At 39.4% G+C, this 20,116-nt stretch carries 23 protein-coding genes and 1 tRNA gene; 10 read left to right on the top strand and 14 right to left on the bottom strand.

Features of this window, described 5'->3' with window-relative positions; translation table 11 throughout:
- Positions 1–21: 21 nt before the first annotated feature.
- Together recR and ACZ5V8_RS02540 are read right to left on the bottom strand one after the other, a co-directional pair.
- A complete protein-coding gene (gene recR / locus ACZ5V8_RS02545; RefSeq protein ID WP_440615819.1) occupies positions 22–624 on the bottom strand; it encodes a recombination mediator RecR in 603 nt (200 codons plus the stop codon).
- A 29-nt stretch (positions 625–653) separates the two neighbouring features.
- Positions 654–977, bottom strand: a complete 324-nt coding sequence (locus ACZ5V8_RS02540; protein ID WP_440615821.1) for a YbaB/EbfC family nucleoid-associated protein — start codon at positions 975–977, stop codon at positions 654–656.
- A gap of 190 nt (positions 978–1,167) precedes the next feature.
- Here ACZ5V8_RS02540 and ACZ5V8_RS02535 point away from each other — a divergent pair, with 190 nt between their 5' ends.
- Together ACZ5V8_RS02535 and hemW are read left to right on the top strand one after the other, a co-directional pair.
- Positions 1,168–1,602, top strand: a complete 435-nt coding sequence (locus ACZ5V8_RS02535) for a universal stress protein (protein WP_440615822.1) — start codon at positions 1,168–1,170, stop codon at positions 1,600–1,602.
- A gap of 21 nt (positions 1,603–1,623) precedes the next feature.
- Positions 1,624–2,766 (top strand): radical SAM family heme chaperone HemW, encoded by a 1,143-nt coding sequence (gene hemW / locus ACZ5V8_RS02530; RefSeq protein ID WP_464218216.1) that lies wholly within the window; start codon positions 1,624–1,626, stop codon positions 2,764–2,766.
- 465 nt (positions 2,767–3,231) lie between these two features.
- On the opposite strand, the gene ACZ5V8_RS02525 is transcribed toward hemW, so the two are convergent.
- Positions 3,232–3,636, bottom strand: coding sequence for a hypothetical protein (locus tag ACZ5V8_RS02525; RefSeq protein WP_464218215.1), 405 nt, complete (start codon positions 3,634–3,636; stop codon positions 3,232–3,234).
- Between the two features lie 103 nt (positions 3,637–3,739).
- Between ACZ5V8_RS02525 and dnaQ the strand changes: the two genes are divergently transcribed.
- Both dnaQ and ACZ5V8_RS02515 read left to right on the top strand, forming a co-directional pair.
- A complete protein-coding gene (gene dnaQ / locus ACZ5V8_RS02520; protein ID WP_464218214.1) occupies positions 3,740–4,468 on the top strand; it encodes a DNA polymerase III subunit epsilon in 729 nt (242 codons plus the stop codon).
- 174 nt (positions 4,469–4,642) lie between these two features.
- Positions 4,643–5,206: a potassium channel family protein gene (locus tag ACZ5V8_RS02515; RefSeq protein WP_464218213.1), complete on the top strand. Its 564-nt coding sequence runs from the start codon at positions 4,643–4,645 to the stop codon at positions 5,204–5,206.
- 11 nt (positions 5,207–5,217) lie between these two features.
- On the opposite strand, the gene ACZ5V8_RS02510 is transcribed toward ACZ5V8_RS02515, so the two are convergent.
- Positions 5,218–5,892, bottom strand: coding sequence for a transposase (locus ACZ5V8_RS02510; RefSeq protein WP_464217023.1), 675 nt, complete (start codon positions 5,890–5,892; stop codon positions 5,218–5,220).
- A gap of 64 nt (positions 5,893–5,956) precedes the next feature.
- Entirely contained in the window at positions 5,957–6,466 is a 510-nt protein-coding gene (locus ACZ5V8_RS02505) for a helix-turn-helix domain-containing protein (RefSeq protein WP_464217022.1), read from the bottom strand.
- A 68-nt stretch (positions 6,467–6,534) separates the two neighbouring features.
- Here ACZ5V8_RS02505 and ACZ5V8_RS02500 point away from each other — a divergent pair, with 68 nt between their 5' ends.
- From ACZ5V8_RS02500 to cysZ, 3 genes are all read left to right on the top strand, one after another.
- Positions 6,535–7,158, top strand: a complete 624-nt coding sequence (locus ACZ5V8_RS02500) for an NAD-binding protein (RefSeq protein WP_464218212.1) — start codon at positions 6,535–6,537, stop codon at positions 7,156–7,158.
- Positions 7,159–7,232: 74 nt separating this feature from the next.
- Positions 7,233–8,201 (top strand): lipoate--protein ligase, encoded by a 969-nt coding sequence (locus ACZ5V8_RS02495; RefSeq protein WP_464218211.1) that lies wholly within the window; start codon positions 7,233–7,235, stop codon positions 8,199–8,201.
- Between the two features lie 2 nt (positions 8,202–8,203).
- Complete coding sequence (gene cysZ, locus ACZ5V8_RS02490; RefSeq protein ID WP_464218210.1) at positions 8,204–8,959, top strand: sulfate transporter CysZ; 756 nt, start codon at positions 8,204–8,206, stop codon at positions 8,957–8,959.
- On the opposite strand, the gene gyrB is transcribed toward cysZ, so the two are convergent.
- From gyrB to ACZ5V8_RS02450, 8 genes are all read right to left on the bottom strand, one after another.
- Positions 8,956–11,373, bottom strand: a complete 2,418-nt coding sequence (gene gyrB, locus ACZ5V8_RS02485; RefSeq protein ID WP_464218209.1) for a DNA topoisomerase (ATP-hydrolyzing) subunit B — start codon at positions 11,371–11,373, stop codon at positions 8,956–8,958. The two genes, cysZ and gyrB, sit on opposite strands and share 4 nt — an antisense overlap.
- Before the next feature lie 255 nt (positions 11,374–11,628).
- Complete coding sequence (rplI, locus tag ACZ5V8_RS02480) at positions 11,629–12,075, bottom strand: 50S ribosomal protein L9 (RefSeq protein ID WP_440615835.1); 447 nt, start codon at positions 12,073–12,075, stop codon at positions 11,629–11,631.
- 25 nt (positions 12,076–12,100) lie between these two features.
- Entirely contained in the window at positions 12,101–12,328 is a 228-nt protein-coding gene (rpsR, locus tag ACZ5V8_RS02475) for a 30S ribosomal protein S18 (protein WP_117002186.1), read from the bottom strand.
- Between the two features lie 11 nt (positions 12,329–12,339).
- Complete coding sequence (rpsF, locus tag ACZ5V8_RS02470; protein WP_440615836.1) at positions 12,340–12,699, bottom strand: 30S ribosomal protein S6; 360 nt, start codon at positions 12,697–12,699, stop codon at positions 12,340–12,342.
- 169 nt (positions 12,700–12,868) lie between these two features.
- Positions 12,869–12,944: transfer RNA gene (locus ACZ5V8_RS02465), tRNA-Val, on the bottom strand.
- Positions 12,945–13,023: 79 nt separating this feature from the next.
- A complete protein-coding gene (gene rpoZ, locus ACZ5V8_RS02460) occupies positions 13,024–13,236 on the bottom strand; it encodes a DNA-directed RNA polymerase subunit omega (RefSeq protein WP_117002188.1) in 213 nt (70 codons plus the stop codon).
- Between the two features lie 106 nt (positions 13,237–13,342).
- A complete protein-coding gene (locus ACZ5V8_RS02455) occupies positions 13,343–13,858 on the bottom strand; it encodes a hypothetical protein (protein ID WP_464218207.1) in 516 nt (171 codons plus the stop codon).
- Positions 13,859–13,903: 45 nt separating this feature from the next.
- Positions 13,904–14,491: a superoxide dismutase gene (locus ACZ5V8_RS02450; protein WP_464218206.1), complete on the bottom strand. Its 588-nt coding sequence runs from the start codon at positions 14,489–14,491 to the stop codon at positions 13,904–13,906.
- Positions 14,492–14,601: 110 nt separating this feature from the next.
- On the opposite strand from ACZ5V8_RS02450, the gene grxD reads away from it, so the two are divergent.
- From grxD to mnmA, 3 genes are all read left to right on the top strand, one after another.
- The gene (gene grxD / locus ACZ5V8_RS02445) at positions 14,602–14,940 is read left to right on the top strand and encodes a Grx4 family monothiol glutaredoxin (RefSeq protein ID WP_464218205.1); all 339 of its coding nucleotides are present in this window, start codon (positions 14,602–14,604) and stop codon (positions 14,938–14,940) included.
- Positions 14,941–15,354: 414 nt separating this feature from the next.
- Positions 15,355–16,512, top strand: a complete 1,158-nt coding sequence (gene metK, locus ACZ5V8_RS02440; protein ID WP_464218204.1) for a methionine adenosyltransferase — start codon at positions 15,355–15,357, stop codon at positions 16,510–16,512.
- A gap of 408 nt (positions 16,513–16,920) precedes the next feature.
- Positions 16,921–17,994 (top strand): tRNA 2-thiouridine(34) synthase MnmA, encoded by a 1,074-nt coding sequence (gene mnmA, locus ACZ5V8_RS02435; RefSeq protein WP_464218203.1) that lies wholly within the window; start codon positions 16,921–16,923, stop codon positions 17,992–17,994.
- Positions 17,995–18,218: 224 nt separating this feature from the next.
- Here the strand turns inward: mnmA and ACZ5V8_RS02430 are convergent, their stop codons facing one another.
- Complete coding sequence (locus ACZ5V8_RS02430) at positions 18,219–20,087, bottom strand: cation:proton antiporter (protein WP_464218202.1); 1,869 nt, start codon at positions 20,085–20,087, stop codon at positions 18,219–18,221.
- Positions 20,088–20,116: the final 29 nt, after the last annotated feature.

The raw sequence follows: 20,116 nt of genomic DNA, 5'->3' as shown, positions 1-20,116 counted from the left end.
TGGAGTTACGCAAATGTTGAATTAAAAATTAACGCGTGCTTTAAAAGCGTGTGTCAATGTCTGTTGATCAAGATACTCAAGCTCACCACCAAAGGGTACACCAAAGCCAATACGCGAGATCGTGCAGGCATGACCTTTTAACATATCTGAAATAAAGTGTGCGGTTGTTTCACCCTCAACAGATGGGCTTAACGCCATCACAATTTCACTGACCTCAAGACTTGCTACAAGTAATTTAAGTCTAGGTAGCTTAAGCTCATTAGGACCTATACCATCCAAAGGTGATATCCTACCGTGCAAAATAAAATACTTACCACCATACACACCTGCTGATTCAATCGCCATCATATCGAGCATATTTTCAACAATGCACAGCTGTGCGTTATCACGTCTGACACTACTACAGATATGACACAGATCATCCTCACATAGCATATTACATTGCTGACAATGTTTTATCGCATCAAGCGCGTTCTCAATCGCCTGAGCTAACTCATGTGCGGCTTGTTGTTTTTTATCTAACAACTGAATTGCCATGCGTTGTGCGGTTTTTTTACCGACACCAGGCAATATCTTCAGTGACTCAATCAAGCCTTCGATTTTGGGTGAAAATAGTTTTTGCATAGTACGTTTTAGAGCTAATGTCTAAGGCATTAAAATGGGAATTTAAACCCAGGTGGTAAATTCAAGCCTTGCGTCATGTCTGACATTGAGCTTTTATTATTCTCCTCAACACGACGAACCGCATCATTCACCGCAGCGGCTAATAAGTCTTCTAGGACTTCTTTATCTTCTGACAATAAGCTTGGATCAATTTCAACGCGCTTGACATCATGCTTACCTGTCATTGTGACCTTAACAAGACCAGCACCAGATTCACCGACAACTTCTAGCTTTTCCTGTTCTTCTTGCATTTTTTTCATTTGATCTTGCATTTTCTGCGCTTGCTGCATGAGCTTACTCATATTCATACTCATTGGTGTGATTATCCCTTGTTTTGATTATTTAAAAATTACCAGTCGCTAGCTTAAAATTTTACCCCTAAGATTTCAACTGCTATTTGTTGCTTGTTACTATTTTTGATGATGCTTTGACTATCTTTTACAGAAGAAGTTTTTTAGAATGATCATCGTTAGAATCGTTAAAACACTGCACTGGAGACTTAGGATGAAGAATTACAAACATATTTTACTGGCAACTGACTTACATGCTGACAACAAACCTGTGATTGAACAAGCTGTTGCCTTAGCCAAACGTAATGATGCCAAACTAAGTGTTGTTAATGTTTTACCACATATTCCTTATTATATGGCATCTGGTGTGCCTTCGATTTCTGATTTGGAAGATTACCTAGAAGAAGAAAACCTCAAGCACTTGAAAGCACTTGAAGCACAAATTGATCTTGAGGCAGACTTTCATTTATTACACGGCTCACCTAAACGTAAAATCGTTAAACTCGCCGAAGAGCTTAATTGTGATATCGTTGTTATCGGTAGTCATGGTCGTTATGGTGTTGAGCGTTTTATTGGTTCAACAGCCAATGGTGTGTTACAACGCGCGCATTGTGATGTACTTGTTATTCGTATTGGGCAGCCAAAATAATTTCTCTTATTTCTCTTTTTTATGCTAAAACTTCCTCCTTTAAGCCTTTATATTCATTTCCCTTGGTGTGTTAGAAAGTGCCCTTATTGTGACTTTAACTCACATCACTTAAAGGGCGATATTCCAGCGCAAGCTTATTTGGATACGTTATTATTAGATTTGCAAAGTCATGCACACGATTTACAAGATCGACAATTTGGCAGCATCTTTTTAGGAGGCGGGACACCTTCGTTATTTCCAAGCAATGAGCTATCAAAACTTTTTGAGCATTTATCTAAGCATCAACTGATTGCTGATAATGCTGAGATTACCATTGAGGCAAATCCCGGCACCATTGAGCACGGCAAGTTCAGTGACTATAAAGCCATGGGGATTAATCGTATTTCTCTTGGTGTGCAAAGCCTACAAAATGACAAATTAAAAATACTTGGGCGCATCCACAATGCACAAAATGTCTATAGCGCTATAAATGAGTTAACACATGCGGGATTTGATAATTTCAATATTGATTTAATGCACGGCTTACCTGATCAAAGTGTTGATGATGCACTGTTTGATTTACGCGAAGCACTCGCATTAAACCCGACCCACTTATCTTGGTATCAATTAACTTTAGAGCCCAATACCGCCTTTGCTGTCAAACCACCAAAGCTTCCAGATGAAGATTTATTATTCACCATCGAGCAACAAGGTAAAGCATTGATTAAATCCTCAGGGTTTACACAATACGAAACTTCTGCCTATTGTAAAGATAGTGAATATCAAGCCAAACATAACCTAAACTATTGGCAGTTTGGTGATTATATTGGGATCGGCGCCGGCGCACATGGCAAGATTACTTTACCCGAAACTGGCACTATCAGACGCCATTGGAAACGCAAAAACCCCAAGATTTATATGCAAGAGTTACAGTTCCCTTATGGTGCCAGTGATATTGCCACTGACGAGCGCCCTTATGAATTTATGCTAAATGCACTACGTTTACAACATGGTTTTTCGATTAGCCAATTTGAGCAGGCTACAGGGCTTAGTATTGATGCCATTGCTTCACAACTTAACGAGGCAATCGCTCGTGAGTTACTAACAAAGAAATCACAACACCTTATACCCACTGAGCTAGGCCAACGCTTTTTAAATGACCTTTTGCATATCTTTCTGCCTTAAAATTTGCTAAAGGAAACGTCAAAAACAGACTGATCACTTCATATACACAATGATTTTCTACCAAAATTTAACGTTGCTGCGCTAGACATAGTTATAATTATTTATTATGATCTAAGCACTCCTCAGATTATGCTTTGCTACACAGCATTACCCCATGTGAAGTGATAGCAAAAGTAGCTGGTAACTCGACCCCCATTTGAGTATCAACAAGGAATATAACAGCAGGGATAATCTGAAGAGCTTAAATTATTTGGTTTCCTAAATTTAACATGCAATAAAGCTTTTTCTGATTTTTACGGCGACGACAATATTCCGACCCACTTTGATTGTATAAGCGTTGGCTGAGCGTGAGTCGAAGCCTTTATCTATGTATGATTTTCCCAAGCTTACCCTTCGACTTACGCTCAGTGCATCGCTTCGACTTACGCCGAGGGGACGATGGTTCCATATCAGTCTTAGCCATTTTTACTTAGCGGTAACATCTCTCGTTATAGGCTGTTTTCCCGACATACATTTTGCTGAGTTAGCACGTTCAATTGGTGTCTCAAAAGAAACACGTACTACTTTAAATCCATGCTCTTTTAATAATGGTTTAACTTCCTTCAACATATCTTGAATCGGTGTTTTTTGGGTCTCGATATCCAGAATTATCTCGCCGATTTTATGATTGATGGTGACATTATAAGCATGCAACTCACTAGCGATCATCTGATTGGCAAATAGCGCTTTACCTAATCCAGCATAGCCCTTATGTGATACATTATCCCCTTGCTGCGAGGTAAATAGTATATTTACTTGCTCTTTGCCTGAGCATGCCAGTGCTGCATTTACTGATAACAATAAACCCATAGTGAGTAAAACTTTCTTCATCTTCCTGTCCTTTATTTTAGTTAAAATAACGCAGGCTATTATGTCAAAGTCAGTTTAAGTCCGCTATACTAATTGCCATACTTTTGACTACCATATACAAATCATGCGACAAATATTCTTAGATACTGAAACCACAGGCTTTGACTTTAAATCAGGTCACCGTATTATTGAATTTGGCGCCGTTGAGATGATCGATCGCAAATTAACGGGTAACAACCTACACTTTTACTTCAAACCAGATATTGAAGTTGAAGCGGGTGCTTTGCAAGTCCACGGTTTAAGCAATGATTTTTTGGCTGACAAGCCCCTTTTTAGTGACAAAATTGATGACATCATGGCATACCTTGGTCAGTCTGAGTTGATTATTCATAATGCCGGATTTGACGTCCCCTTTTTAAATTGGGAATTGCAATTATTATCCCCTAATAAATGGGGAGAGCTTGAGCAGCATTGTAATATCATCGACAGCCTAATCATGGCTCGTGAAAAGCACCCAGGACAGAAAAATTCACTCGATGCCCTATGCTCACGTTACGGTGTCAATAACAAACATCGCACACTGCATGGTGCGTTATTGGATGCCGAGATTCTTGCAGATGTTTACTTAATGATGACTGGTGGACAGCTAGATTTGTTTAGCCTTATGACACCCGCTACTGAAGATGACAGCAACGCGCATACATCGATAAATAAGCATACATCAACCTCCGCCAACAAGGCGATTAAATTGATTGATTTACTAGCTCTAAATCCACAAAGTAATGCACATGATGATTATCTAGAGCTGCTAGATAAAAAATCAAAAGATCAAACATTATGGCGACGTTTATAATAAAGAAAAACATGCCTAGACATAAAGTATGTAACTCCACTTATTCAACATTACCTACCTTAAGCACGTTTCATATTGAACTTTAGAATAATATTGGCTATGTTTATACGAGACACTTATTAGACTACCCATCGTAAAGCATTTTGTGATAGGTATAGTAACTAAGGATAGCTTATGCCAAGGTTTGTGCACTTTTTCAAAGAAAAGCTGATGCGTTTTAATATCCCTTTATTTTTGGCTATTTTGTTAGTTTTAAATGGTATATTCGCTATTTTAATCGGCGTATTTCCTTTTATTGAAGCCGCTATTCATGATGAAGGCGTCCAATTCGTTAACCATATTATCGCAGGACAAGGCTTTAAAGAGTTTAATACGGTGATCTCCTGCTTTATTGGTTACTTAATGCTACTAATTGGTCGCGGGATTTATCGACGCTTGCGTTTTTTCTGGATATTAGCACTACTAATGCTTATAACCCTTTTCTTGACCAATATCTTTGTTTATTACCGCTCAGGTTTTTTAACGTGGTTTTATTTTGTTGAGATCATAGTCCTTGCCATGAGTTGGAAAGTATTTAATGTGCGCTCGCAAACGATCAAGCTCAGTTATGCGCAGTTTATCGTTATTTTGTCATTTATTTTGGCATTTCTATACGGTGTTGTTGGCGCTTATCTGCTACGTGATCAATTCAACAGCATTAAAGATTGGCCAGATGCTATCTACTACCTCATCCTTTAAATAAGTAAATATTATGTCGCCTGTAGAACTCTCCCCTTATATGTCCATTTAAATGGCTTAGCCAATACATCATTAAAGTACCCAATAAATGCCGTTATTTTATCTTTAAGCTCAACTGTTGACTTCGTAGATAAACGTTTAAGTAATCGCTTAACCAAAATGCTAAACCATATCTCAACTTGATTAAGCCATGAAGCATGTTTCGGTGTATATACAAACCGAATACGATGTGAACTATCTTCAAGAAACGCTTTACGTGTTTGCATGTTTTTCAACACGCCATGTTTGCCTTTTTCACCAATATCCACCCCAGTAATACCACACAAATTAAGCACTAGCAAAACCAACGCTTCAGACATGTGCGTATTTAATTGATCAACAACGAAAACCCAATTAGCCTTAGGCTTCGTTTGCACTGTTTGCTCGACATGATTCTTGAAATCTTCTTCCGTTCTGGTATCACCTATGGTTGGAGCAATTATTTTACCTGAAGCAATATCAAAATTTGCAATTAAACATTGTGTGCCATGGCGTTCATAGCTGTTATCAACGCGTTCACAATGATCCAGATTCATTGGAGTGATTTGACGCTCCAATGCCTGTATCCCTGTTTTCTCATCACAACTGACCACTTGAAGCATGTCATTGTCCTTTTCATCATATGCTTTTTGATAGGTGTTGCACACTTGCGCTACTTCATGATCAAATGTGGCTTGATCCTCAATGGGTGTGTGTATCCACTGTTTTACCTTATGGGGCTTTATATCTGCCTGATTTTAAAAAAACATGTAGTTGGGAAATTGAAATGCTGTCCACTATTTGTCGTTTAACTAACTCTGCAGCCAAACTTGGTAAACTCCAATGACTTAAAGGAAGCCCTGATTTTTCTGGTGCTTCGCAAGCAACGCTTATAATTTTACAAATTTGCTCTGCGCTAAACTTTGCAGGTGTTCCTTCTCTAGGTAGATCATCAAGTATTTCGCATATAGCTCGCTCATACTCAATACCTTTTATTTCTTCTCGTTCAAGGCATGCAAGTTTTTCTGAAGCATTATTCCAACGATCACGCCATTTGCCTACCGTGCTAGCTACTATATTCAACTCAGAAAGTGTATCTTTTGTGCGTCTATGATCTGCGCTGTCAAGAATAATCTTGGCTCTTAGTTTATAGCGATATTGTCCCGTATTTGATGTATGCAGTTTTGACAGAATATGTCTTTGTTTTTCAGTCAGAATAATTGCTTGTTTAGCCTTTGCCATTGTCGCTTTAATAGTCAGTCATTTATAAGGATTTATTATACTACATTTTGTCTTTGTTTATTTAGAATATGCAGCACTACTTTACTGTAGTCACTTATAGTACGGTTGGTTATGGTGACATTACACCCATTACCGATGAAGCGCGGCTTTTTGTCGTGTCGATGATTTTCATCGGATTAGGCGCATTTGCTGCTGTCTTAACCTTTATTGTTAGCGCTTTTATCGACCGCTTACAAAACTTATTTCAAACATTCAACAAAGGGAAAAAGCATATGAAAGATCATGTGATTATTTGCGGTTTAAATGACTTAACACACATTATTATCAGTGAATTACAACAGCAAAATAAAAGCTTTCTCATTATCGATAGCGAACACAGTGAAACAGCCGATAGTGCTGAGCTTAAGTCACTCACACTTCATGGTAACGCCAATGACCCTGACATTCTCGATAAAGCTAGCATTGTCGATGCCCATGCAGTAATCATCGCCTATGAAAAAGACGCTGATAATATCATCACTTTATTGAGTATTAATGAATTTCTAAATGACCATAAGCCATCAAAGTCCGCTAAGATAACCATTCGTATCAATCAAAAGAACAATATTAACAAAGCGAAGTCTTTAGGAGCTGCTGACGTCATCTCACCTTTGGTAATGGCAGCCAATGCGATGCTTGATAGTACACATTAAAATGGTTTACGATCGATATATAAGTGGGATACACTGCCACTTTTAAATGCGTAACAAATACACAAGCTGCCTATATGAACGTTTATATTGCTACAAGTCACGATCCTTTTTATAACCTTGCCGTTGAAAACTGGCTTTTTCGCGAGATGTTGACGGACACCCCAATTTTATATCTTTGGCAGAATATGCCTTCTGTGATTATTGGACGCGCGCAAAATCCATGGCGTGAGTGTAATATTGATGCTTTGAGCAATGACAATATCCCAATTGTCCGCCGTCAAAGTGGTGGCGGCACGGTCTATCATGATCTTGGCAATCTCAACTATACCATCATGGCAAAATCGCAAGATTATGATAAAAAAGCAAATCTCGCATTGATTGTAAATACACTTAAAAGCTGCGGCATTAATGCCCATGCTTCCGAACGTAATGATATCTTAGTGACACATGAGGGGGTTGATTATAAAGTCTCAGGCAGCGCCTTTCGTGAGACAAAGGATAAATCCTTTCATCACGGGACACTCTTGATTAATGCAGACACCAGCAAACTATATCGTTATTTACATCACAATATTGATGCATCATTAAGCACAAAGGGTGTGCACTCTAAGCGTTCAAGCGTTATCAACTTAGCAGCAATCAATCCTGAGATTAGTGCCGCAAAGATACGCGATTGTTTTTTAAATCAGTTTAATCACCACATTACCTATATCCCTGAACATATGGAAAATAAGCAGGTAGTTGATGAAGAAAACACCTTGCGTACTTGGCAATGGCGCTTTGGCAAAACGCTACCCTTTAGCCGCAAGTTTATTTTTGAAGATAACCATATCACACTAGAGATTAAAAACGGGCGAGTGATTACATTTGAAACTCATAGCGATAAATATCATAATCTTAAGACTTATTTCCAAATAACCAATCCAATCTATAGCAAACAAAGCTTTGACCTTACTCATAAGAAATCACTGAATTTTACGGCACAAGAACGGGGATTATTAACGCACTTTTATCAAAACATTGCCGATGTAACGGGAGGCTAACCATGACGCAATACCAAGGTAAAAACAGTGGTATTAGCTATTTTTTTGCCGGATTAACACTTATTTTCAAGAAAGGGATTAAGCGCTATACCATTGTGCCACTTATTATCAATACCATCATCTTTATTGCATTATGGTGGTTTAGCCTGCATGAGATTTCATTATTGATCAACTGGGTGGATGCGCACCTACCTAGCTGGCTATCATGGCTTAGTTTGTTGATTTATATTATTGCTATTTTGGCGCTACTACTATTTAGTGCTTATCTTTTTACTGCAATTGCTCTTATTATTGCAGCTCCTTTTTATAGTTTCCTTGCAGAAAAAGTACAAAAACAACTGACAGAGCAAGACGTTGGTAGTGAGCTCACACTTGCAAAACTGATGCTTATCGCCCCAAAATCTATCGCCCGCGAATTTAAAAAACTATTGTCTTTTCTACCGTGGGTTTTAATTATTCTGTTGTGTTACTTTATTCCTGTAGTTAACCTTTTTACCAGTGTTTTATGGTTTATATTATTATGTTGGTTCAACGTCGTACAATACGCCGATTACGCTTTTGATAATAATGAAATCAGCTTCCCACAAATGAAAAAGCAACTCTCCCAACAAAAGTCTCTAAGCCTAGGTTTTGGCTTTATTACCACGGTTTTTTTGATGATTCCATTTTTTAATATCCTTGTTATTCCTGCTGCCATCGCAGGCACTACCAAGATGTATGTTGATCATTGGCATAACCATGATAAAGCAGCTATTTAAACATCAATATTCACAACATTAAGCGCATTGCTTTCAATAAAGTTGCGTCTTGGTTCAACATCATCACCCATGAGTGTCGAGAATAACTCATCAGCAGCAACAGCATCGGCAATGGTGACTTGTAACATACGGCGCTCAGCAGGATCCATTGTTGTTTCCCATAACTGTTCTGGATTCATTTCACCAAGACCTTTATAGCGTTGTACATTTTGCCCACGTTTGGCTTCTGAGATTAACCACTCCATCGCTTGCTCAAATGTATCAACAAATTCTTTTTTGCTACCACGCTCAACACAGGCTGCTTTGGTCAAAAGACCATTGAGTGCTGAGCCCAATTCAACAATACTTTGATAATCTTTACTTTCAAAGAAGCTCAAATTAAAGCTGTACTCAGTATCTACACCATGCAACAAGCGCGAAAGCTTAAGTTTAATCACTTTTTCATCTTCATGCTGTTCACTATCGATAGCAGCCGTATAAAATTCATAACCACCTGATAGCTTATTCGCATGCTCAGCAAAGCCTTGCCACCAAGCATTAAGTGCCGACTCGTCGCTTACAACAGGATATGGCTCATAGCTAATGAATGCTTTAAGCGCATTCACTGGATAGCGGCGCGATAAGGTAGTGATTTTTGCATTGGTTTTTTGATATTGCTGATACAAATTCTCCAAACCAACACCTGAAATAGGTGGGATGTTGTCCCCTGGAAATAAAGACGCACCCTCAATCCCGATACTTCCTAAATATTGTGCTAAGGCGGCATCATCTTTAAGATAAGTTTCCTGTTTGCCGCGCTTGACCTTATACAATGGCGGTTGTGCAATATAGATATAACCACGCTCAATAAGCTCAGGCATTTGACGATAAAAGAAAGTCAGAAGTAACGTACGAATGTGTGAACCATCGACATCAGCATCCGTCATAATAACGATGCGATGATATCTTGTTTTATCCGGATCATATTCATCACGTCCAATACCACAACCCAAGGCTTTGATTAACGTCCCCACTTCTTGTGAGCTTAACATCTTATCAAATCGGGCTTTTTCAACATTTAAGATCTTACCTTTTAATGGCAAAATAGCCTGTGTTCTGCGATCGCGTGCCTGCTTTGCTGAACCACCCGCAGAGTCTCCCTCCACGATATATAGTTCAGATAATGCCGGATCTTTTTCCTGACAATCAGCAAGCTTACCTGGTAAACCGGCAATATCCAAAGCACCCTTTCTACGGGTCATTTCACGTGCTTTTCTTGCCGCCTCTCTAGCGCGTGCTGAATCAATAATCTTATTGGAAATCAACTTGGCTTCATTCGGGTTTTCAAGTAAGAATTCTTGCAACTTTTCATTAACTAACGCTTCAACTGCCGTTTTCACTTCAGAAGAAACCAGTTTATCCTTAGTTTGTGATGAGAATTTAGGATCGGGTACTTTGACAGATAATACAGCGGTTAATCCTTCACGCGCATCATCACCTGACGTGCTAATCTTAAGCTTCTTATTTAAGCCTTCTGATTCAATATAACCATTAATTGTACGTGTTAATGCCGCTCTAAAGCCTGATAAATGTGTGCCACCATCACGTTGTGGAATATTGTTCGTAAAGCAATAGACGCTTTCTTGATACGACTCATTCCATTGCATCGCAAGCTCAACCACAACATCATTGCGCTCACCTTGGATACTAATAATGTTTTGATTTAATGGCGTTTTGCTCTTATTTAAATGCTCAACAAACGCCTTAATACCCCCTTCATATTGGAAAGTCACATTTTGATCATTAATCTTATCAATCAGTTGAACTTTAACACCTGAGTTTAAAAATGATAACTCACGAATACGCTTTGCTAATGTGTCATAATTAAACTCAACAATTGAAAATGTTTGTGGTGATGGCTTAAAGCGAATCATTGTCCCTTGCTTTGTTGTATCTCCTATTTCTTTTAGTGGTGCCAACGGCTCACCATGAGCATAATATTGCTCGTATTCTTTGCCATTTTTCCAAACACGTAGCTCCAAACTTTCAGACAACGCATTAACAACGGATACACCAACCCCGTGCAAGCCACCTGATACTTTATAAGAGTTATCATCAAATTTACCGCCTGCGTGCAGTACTGTCATAATGACCTCTGCTGCTGAGCGCCCTTCTTCAGGATGTATATCCACAGGAATTCCACGACCATTATCACTGACTGACACCGAACCGTCAGTATGCATAGTCACAATAATATCATCACAATATCCCGCTAACGCCTCATCGATTGAGTTATCAACCACCTCAAATACCATATGATGAAGACCTGAACCATCATCCGTATCCCCAATATACATGCCTGGGCGTTTACGTACCGCCTCAAGCCCTTTTAATACTTTAATATTTGACGAATCATAAGCTTTAACGTCGGACATTCAGTCACTCCATTTTCATTCAAAACAAATCACCGTAGAGTATACCAAAATTTAGCGCTAAAGCCTTTAATTTATTGCCTGTCAAATACAAATGAAATTCAAAAGAGAAACTTGCGTCATTTATCACATAAACTATCAATGACAAGGGTAACGCAGCCGAGTAAACACTCCCACAAGGGGAGAGGTATTAGCTGACGCAACCTATTATTGATTCATTACTTAAAGTGTAATCGTAATTAGTGAATAATGAGGAAATTATTCAGCGATAACGACCAATTTGATATCAGCATCAACATCTGAGTGTAAATGAACTGATAACTCATATTCACCCAATGAACGGATGATACCTTCTGGCATACGTACGTGACGTTTTTCAACTTCAACACCCGCTACCGCGATAACATCAGCAACTTCTTTCGTACCAACAGAACCAAATAGTTTACCACCATCACCAGCAGCTGCTTTGATTGTGAATACTTGACCTGAGATTTTCTCAGCTTTTGCTTTAGCCGTTGTTAAACGCTCAGCTTCTAATTTTTGTAATTCTGCTTTTTGCTTTTCAAAAGCAGCAATGTTTGCTTCAGTTGCTTGAACTGCTTTGCCATAAGGCACTAAGTAGTTACGCGCATAACCTGACTTCACATTTACAACACTACCTAGCGTACCTAGGTTTTCTACTTTTTCTTTTAAAATAACTTGCATTGTCAAAGACCTCTAAACTTAAAGACTAGTTAAAGTGACGATCACAGTAAGGGATCAACGCTAAAAATCTTGCTCTTTTGATTGCATTAGCAAGTTGACGTTGATACTTAGTAGATGTACCTGTGATTCGACTTGGAACGATTTTGCCAGTTTCAGTGACATAACCTTTCAATGTATTTAAATCTTTGTAGTCGATCTCTTTAACGCCTTCAACGGTAAAACGACATACTTTACGACGACGATTTGGACGCATCTTTCCTCTCCTCACTCAGCCGCTTGGCTTGTTTCTTTAACTTCTTTTTTCTCATCTTTTGCCATCATGATTGATGGTTCAGTGATCGCTTCATTTTGATTAAGTACTAAACGACGTAGAATCGCATCATTATATCTGAATGATTCGTTTAACTCGTTCAACGCTTCAGTATCACACTCGATATTCATCAAAATGTAATGCGCCTTATGAAGCTTAGCGATTGGGTAAGCAAGTTGACGACGTCCCCAGTCTTCCAAGCGGTGAATTTTTCCGCCTCTAGACTCAACGATTTCACGGTATTTTTGTAACATGTTTGGCAACTGATCGCTTTGATCAGGATGAACCATGAACACGATTTCATAATGTTTCATAATTTTACTCCTTTCGGTTTATCGTATCTACTCTCGATAAGCTATTGCGCGCCTAATTTAAGGGCAACAGCAAAGAGCCGCGCTATTGTCACAGATAGCAGCTTAAAACTCAAGCACTATTATGTGACACAAACAAAAAAGGCTCCCAATTGGAAGCCTTTTAAATCTCTGGTGGGTGCTGAGGGGTTCGAACCCCCGACCCTCGCCTTGTAAGGGCGATGCTCTCCCAGCTGAGCTAAGCACCCGAGAACGAGATGAGATTATAGGGTTAAAAAATTCAAAGTCAACGCCTAAAATCAATATTTTTTATTTTTGTTAATCTTTTTAATATTCCTGTTCAGCACGGATTTCTACTTTGTTTATTTTGCCATCAGCAATCTCACGCAAAGCAACAACGGTTGTCTTATCATTATCCCAGTCGACACGTGGCTCTTGTCCACTTAGACTCAAGAAACGCGCTCTTTTTGAGGCCAAAACAATTAATTCAAAGCGACTATCAATTTTCTCTAAACAATCTTCTACTGTTACACGTGCCATACATATTCTCCAAAGTTCAAAAGCCGGTCAATTCTATAGAACTTTTGTGATTTTGCCAAGACTTACTAAGTCTAAATTTATATCGCTGAATTGCATCAAACACAAGTTATTGCCATTTTTCAGTTACCGGGTTAACCACGGTATTTTTCTGAATAGTGAAGATCCCATTTTGTTGTGCAATTGCCTCCCCGATCTCGGTAATCGCGTTTTGAATAAAAACACCGTCATCCTGCTTGCCCAGATTAATAAAAGTCAACTGATGAAACGCTGTCTTATTACCCCAGTCTGGTGATGGTAGAGAAATATATCTAACCGTATAAGTCTGATCTTGGAAAGTGCCTTGCATCACATATACACCATAATGGTTCTCACCTTCAGAAATCAGCTTATACACACCGTTGTCATAATAAAATATCTTGGCGTCTGGGAAGGGTTTTTTGCTATACATCTTTCGATAATGCAGCGTCTGCTCATAGGTTGGATGACCAAATCGCAACTCAAGCTCGCTCTTTTGCACTGCCATCTTACTCTTGATATCAGCGTTAACTGTACCGACATCCGCAAAGGTAAGCGAAATACAGGGTAAAAACAAAAAAAGCTTAAGATATTGTTGTATTTTCATACTTTTCTCTTATGGCTAAATAATTCCAGCTCTACAGCATACACCCTAATGAGCAAACTGCTTAGCAACGAAGTCCCAATTAATAATACTCCAGAACTCCTCGACATATTTTGGACGCGCATTACGATAATCAATATAGTAAGCATGCTCCCATACATCACAGGTTAAAAGTGGTGTGTGACCTTCGGTTAATGGACATGCCGCATTACCAGTGCTTACTAGCTCAAGCTCACCTTGTTTAGTTTTCACAAGCCACGCCCAGCCAGAACCAAAAGTAGTTACAGCTGTTTTACTAAACGCTTCTTTAAAGGCATCAAAGCTGCCAAACTTTTTCTCAATTGCTTGCAATAACGCGCCTTCGGGTTTTGCTTTAGCATTCGGTGTTAGGCAGTTCCAATAAAACGTGTGATTCCAGATTTGTGCTGCATTATTAAACACTCCACCTTTTGAGGTCAAAATGACGTCTTCTAATGATTTACCGGCAAAAGATTTAAATTCATCTGTTTTTAATAAGTTATTTAAGTTAGTGACATACGCCTGATGATGCTTGCCATAATGGTATTCAATCGTCTCTTCAGAGATCACGGGTGCTAAGGCATTTTTAGGGTATGGTAACTGTGGTAATTCAAACATTTCTTGCTCCTTGTTGGTTGACCAAAATTTAGAAATTGATATATGATGTCCGCGCAATATAATACTAATCCTGTATCTTTTCAAGTTAAGACAATAATAAGGAAACAATAATGCATACAAACCATAATTTTGATGAAGAAAAAGTAATCGAAACAATAAAATCACAAATTGCTGATAACAGCATCCTACTTTACATGAAAGGCACTCCTAAAATGCCACAATGCGGCTTCTCAGCACATACGGTTGCTGCCATTCAAGCCTGTGGCAAGCCTTTTGCTTTTGTTAACATTTTGGAGAATCCTGAGATTCGTGCCACCTTACCTAAATACGCCAACTGGCCAACTTTCCCACAACTGTATGTCAATGGTGAATTAATTGGCGGCTGCGATATTGTGCTTGAACTACATGAAAATGGTGAGTTACAGGAAATCATTAATCAAGCAAAGTAAATCACTCCGATAAAAACAAAACCTCTATCTCCGCCCTCCATTCTCTGTTATGAACTTTGGCTGAGCATTAATCAAAGTCATTATTATTTATTATTCCCTTCGGCTTAAGCTCAGGGCACGATTGACGCCATTGGCTGAGCGTTCGTCGAAGCCATTGTTATTTTATTGTTCCCTTCAATTTAAGCTTAGAGTGTAGTCAATCCCTTTGAGCAAACGCCTTATTGTAATCAAAAAAATTCTAAATATTTTGACAGACCACTTTGTTGGCGTTAGCATAACTAACTGTAATTACACTGTCGCTGATTTAAAGACAACTTGCGGGCGACATAAAACAACACCGCTAAAGCGTTTCTATAGACTTTTCCTCTAGAAGCCTTTTAGCTTGTACACAACAAACATAAAAGGAAAAATATCATGGCAAATGATTTTTTATTTACCTCTGAGTCTGTTTCTGAAGGACACCCAGATAAGATTGCCGATCAAATTTCTGATGCAGTTTTAGATGCTATTTTAATTCAAGATAAAAACGCACGAGTTGCTTGTGAGACCCTAGTCAAAACAGGCATGGCACTTGTTGCCGGCGAGATTACCACCTCAGCGTGGGTTGATATTGAAGAAATCGTCAGAAATGTCGTAATTGATATTGGTTATGACAAAGATAACTTAGGTTTTGACGGCAACTGTTGCGCGGTAATCAACGCTATTGGTAAACAGTCCCCTGAAATTGCCCAAGGTGTTGATCGCTCCAACCCCTTAGATCAAGGCGCTGGAGACCAAGGTTTGATGTTTGGCTTTGCCACCAATGAAACCCCAACACTAATGCCCGCCGCCATTTATTACTCACATAAACTCATGCAGCGCCAAGCGTTTTTACGCAAAAATAAAACACTCTCATGGTTACGCCCTGACGCTAAATCACAAGTCACATTGCGTTATGTCGATGGTAAGCCTGTTGCCGTTGATACAGTAGTCATTTCGACTCAACACGCGCCTGAAATTCCACAAAAAGTAATTGAAGAAGCAGTAATTGAAGAAATCATTCTACCGGTTTTACCGAAAGAATGGATAACAGATAAAACCAAATACTTTGTTAATCCGACAGGTAAATTTGTTATTGGCGGGCCTGTTGGTGATTGCGGTTTAACGGGACGCAAGATTATCGTCGACACCTATGGCGGAGCAGCACATCACGGTGGTGGAGCATTCTCCGGCAAAGACCCATCGAAGGTTGATCGCTCTGCTGCCTACATGGGTAGATACATCGCTAAGAACATCGTTGCTAGTGGTCTAGCGGATAAATGTGAAATTCAAGTTTCTTATGCTATTGGTGTTGCTAACCCAACATCAATTATGGTTAACACCTTTGGCACAGGTAAATTGGATGATGATATTATTGAGAAGCTCGTTCTTGAACACTTTGATTTACGCCCTTATGCCATTACACATCAACTTGATTTACTGCGTCCGATTTATCAAAAAACAGCCGCCTATGGTCATTTTGGTCGCGAAGATGCTGATTTCACTTGGGAGAAAACAGATAAATCAGCTAGTTTGGCACAAGCCTTGAGTTAAATCCACACCCCATCTACTTTATCGTATAAGCATTGGCTGAGCGTTAGTCGAAGCCTTTATGGTTTTACCACTCTCTTTAAAATTACTTTATCGCTCCCTTCGACTTCGTTCAGGGAACGATAAACAGGGAGCAGTAGATATTCTTTTCATTAATACCCCTATTTTGTTTTTTTATTACTCATTTCAATTAGCTTATGTTTTAATCTCCATCAGGTTTGCGTGGGGGCGCAATGCATGGGTGTAAGATGAGCTAATCATTAACACTCATGCACCAGTTTCAATCACTGTTAGTGAATCTTTCTCCGTGTTGAATCAAAGCAAACATTTACCAAGAGAAAAGTTATTTTTTGCAAATTTTCATAAATCACGGCACAATGGTCGCATTATTTTTTGATCATTTTAGAGCTTATGTCACAGAAAATTATTGTTGGCGTCTCCGGTGGTGTCGACTCATCCGTTGCCGCCTTATTACTCAAAGAGCAAGGTTTTAATGTCACCGGTGTTTTTATGAAAAACTGGGAAGAGGATGACAATGACGAGTTTTGCTCTGCAGAAGAAGATATCAAAGATGCGCAAAGTATTTGTCAAAGTATTGGTATTGAATTTAACAAAATTAATTTCGCGGCAGAGTATTGGGATCACGTCTTTGAATATTTCCTAGAAGAATACAAAGCCGGACGCACACCAAACCCTGATATTCTATGCAACAAAGAAATTAAATTTAAAGCCTTCTTAGACTATGCCAAACATCTGGGTGGTACGCATATTGCCACAGGGCACTACGCCAGAAAAAGAACACTGTCAAATGGCGAGCATCAATTATTAAAAGGCTTAGATCACAACAAGGATCAGTCCTATTTTCTCTACACTTTAGGGCAGCAACAATTACATTATGCATTATTCCCAATCGGTGAACTTGAGAAACCAAAGGTTCGCGCGCTTGCTGAAGCACATGACCTTATCACACATAACAAAAAGGACAGCACGGGTATCTGCTTTATTGGTGAGCGTAAATTCAAGGCTTTTTTGAACCAATATTTACCTGCGCAACCAGGGGAGATTCATGATGAAAACGGTATTGTCATCGGCAAACATGATGGCTTGATGTATTACACTATCGGTCAACGTCAAGGTTTGGGCATTGGCGGGGTTAAAAATCGCCCCGAAATTCCATGGTTTGCCGCACAAAAAGACCTTGAAAATAATGTATTAATTGCCGTTCAAGGCCATAACCACCCATTACTATTAAGACAAAGCTTAACTGCGGTTAAATTGCATTGGGTCAAAGGGCACCCGCCTGCTGATCGCTTTAGATGCACTGCCAAGGCACGCTATCGCCAAGCAGATCAAGCATGTCAGGTCATGGTAACTAAAGACCAAGTAGAAGTTATATTTGACCAACCTCAACGCGCGATTACACCGGGGCAATCGATCGTATTTTATGATGGTGAAATTTGTTTAGGTGGTGGCGTTATTGAATAGCTATAATTACTCAAACAATAATTTATTGGTAAGCATGGATATCTTGGTCAAGCCCAAATATGACGATTCGTTGTCATGTTCGGACTTGATCCGAGAATCCAAAAAAAACATCTGATAATATTTGCATAGCCACTTACCTCTCCCCTTGCGGGAGAGGTCGTGCAGCGCACGCTGCGCGGGTGAGGGGTAATTAAAACTCGATGTAACTTTAATATTGAACACCACTACTCTTCATCATTTTCAACAACCCAATTCTCAGGCGGCATCAGGTAAATCACACGCCAACCTGCTTCAGGAGCATATTGACTATCAGGGGATACTACATGAATTTGTGATTTTTTGTTGATATAAAACAGTGGAATCGCCTGTTGATTGAGAGACAAAAACTGCTCCCAACTAAACTCATTACTGATGGTTGTCGTTTTGACTTGCCCACCTTGCTTGATGATACTTCTTAATGTTTGATATGACAGGTCTTTACTAAACAAACGCTTGGCATACTTTTTAGTAAGATACGTTAACTTAGAGTTCGCTTTATTCTGAGCTGTTGGTAAGACAAATACAGAAGCACGCCCATCAAACTCGCGATAATACTTCACAGCTGCCAATGTATTCATTTGCTCACTGGAAGAACAGCCGAGCATTCGCCCAATTCCTACCAGATTCAAATGCCAATCGGCATGCTCTGATACCGAACTGCCATAATAACAGGTCAAACCCTGCAAACGGCACGCCTGAACACTACGCCAACTGGTATCAGCAAGCACAACATGCACATCATTATTGTGAAGCTCCTTAGCAATGTTTCTGGCTAAAGTGTTACCACCAATGACTAAAAATCCGCGTGGCTCAGGAGCCGATGCATGTAATACTTTTGCCAAAAATGGTGCAGTAAGACTCTGAATAATCACCGTGCCTAAAATAATCATAAAGACAATAAGAACGAGTAATTCACCTTCTTGCGGCAAACCCAAGTTCTCAATGACTTTTATGGAAAACAACGCAGCTACGGCAGCGGCAACGATCCCGCGGGGTGCGATCCACCCTACCATCACACGCTCACGCCAATTAAGCTCACTGCCCAAAGTTGAGAAGCCTGCAGCAATTGGTCTGACGATCAATTGCAGTATCAGCACCAATACAATGGCCTTCCACCATACGGCTTCTAAGTACTCAAAACTAACATTCGCACCTAAAATAATAAATAAACTTGATATTAAGATCAGGCTTAAAGACTCTTTAAAATCAAGAATTTCCTCAATATGCGCATTAGGCATATTACCGACAATAATGCCCATAATGGTGACAATCAAAAGCCCGCCACCTTCAACAATATGCTCAGCAATCACAAAACTAGTAATCACAAAAGACAGGACAAACATGTTATTTAAATAGCTTGGCACCCACTGCTTTTTAAGTACCGTACCCAATAAAAACCCAGCAACCAATCCACCAATTCCACCGACGATAAACACCAATAAAATATGTACGGTGATATGCCAAAAAGCATTATATTGCGAAGCAGTGATCGCGGTAAAGACAATCACAGCCAACAACGCACCAATTGGATCGACTAACATTCCTTCCCAACGAATGATGTTAGCAAGCTTCTCCGTTGGGCGCACACTACGCAAAATCGGCACAACAACAGTAGGTCCACTGACTGAAGAGATCGCGCCAATAAGCGCTGCAACTTTCCAAGAAATATCAAAGATATAATGCACTAGAAAGGCCGTTAAAACCGCAGTAATTAAAAGCCCAATAGTGACAATATTTCTAACGGTTCCACCCAAACCTTTGATCTCTCTGAATTTCAAGCTCATACAGCCTTCAAAAAGAATGATTGCCACACAAATTGAAACAATCGGATAGAGCATACCATTAAATACAAGTTCAGGATTTAAAAATTGATAATGATTCCCAAGAACTAATTGACTTACAGGCCCTAATAAAATCCCGACAATCAATAAAAATAAAATTGCCGGCAGACGCAGACGCCACGCCAACCATTGACAAGCGAATCCCAATAATAAAATAACCATTAACACAATAGGGATATAGGTTGCTGAGGCAAAAAAATTACTAACTTCCACGTAGGTCGTCTTCCTTGTTGATTTAATTC

It is taken from the genome of Cysteiniphilum sp. GTC20157, assembly GCF_055396795.1.
This window is presented reverse-complemented; position numbering and strand designations above follow the sequence as displayed.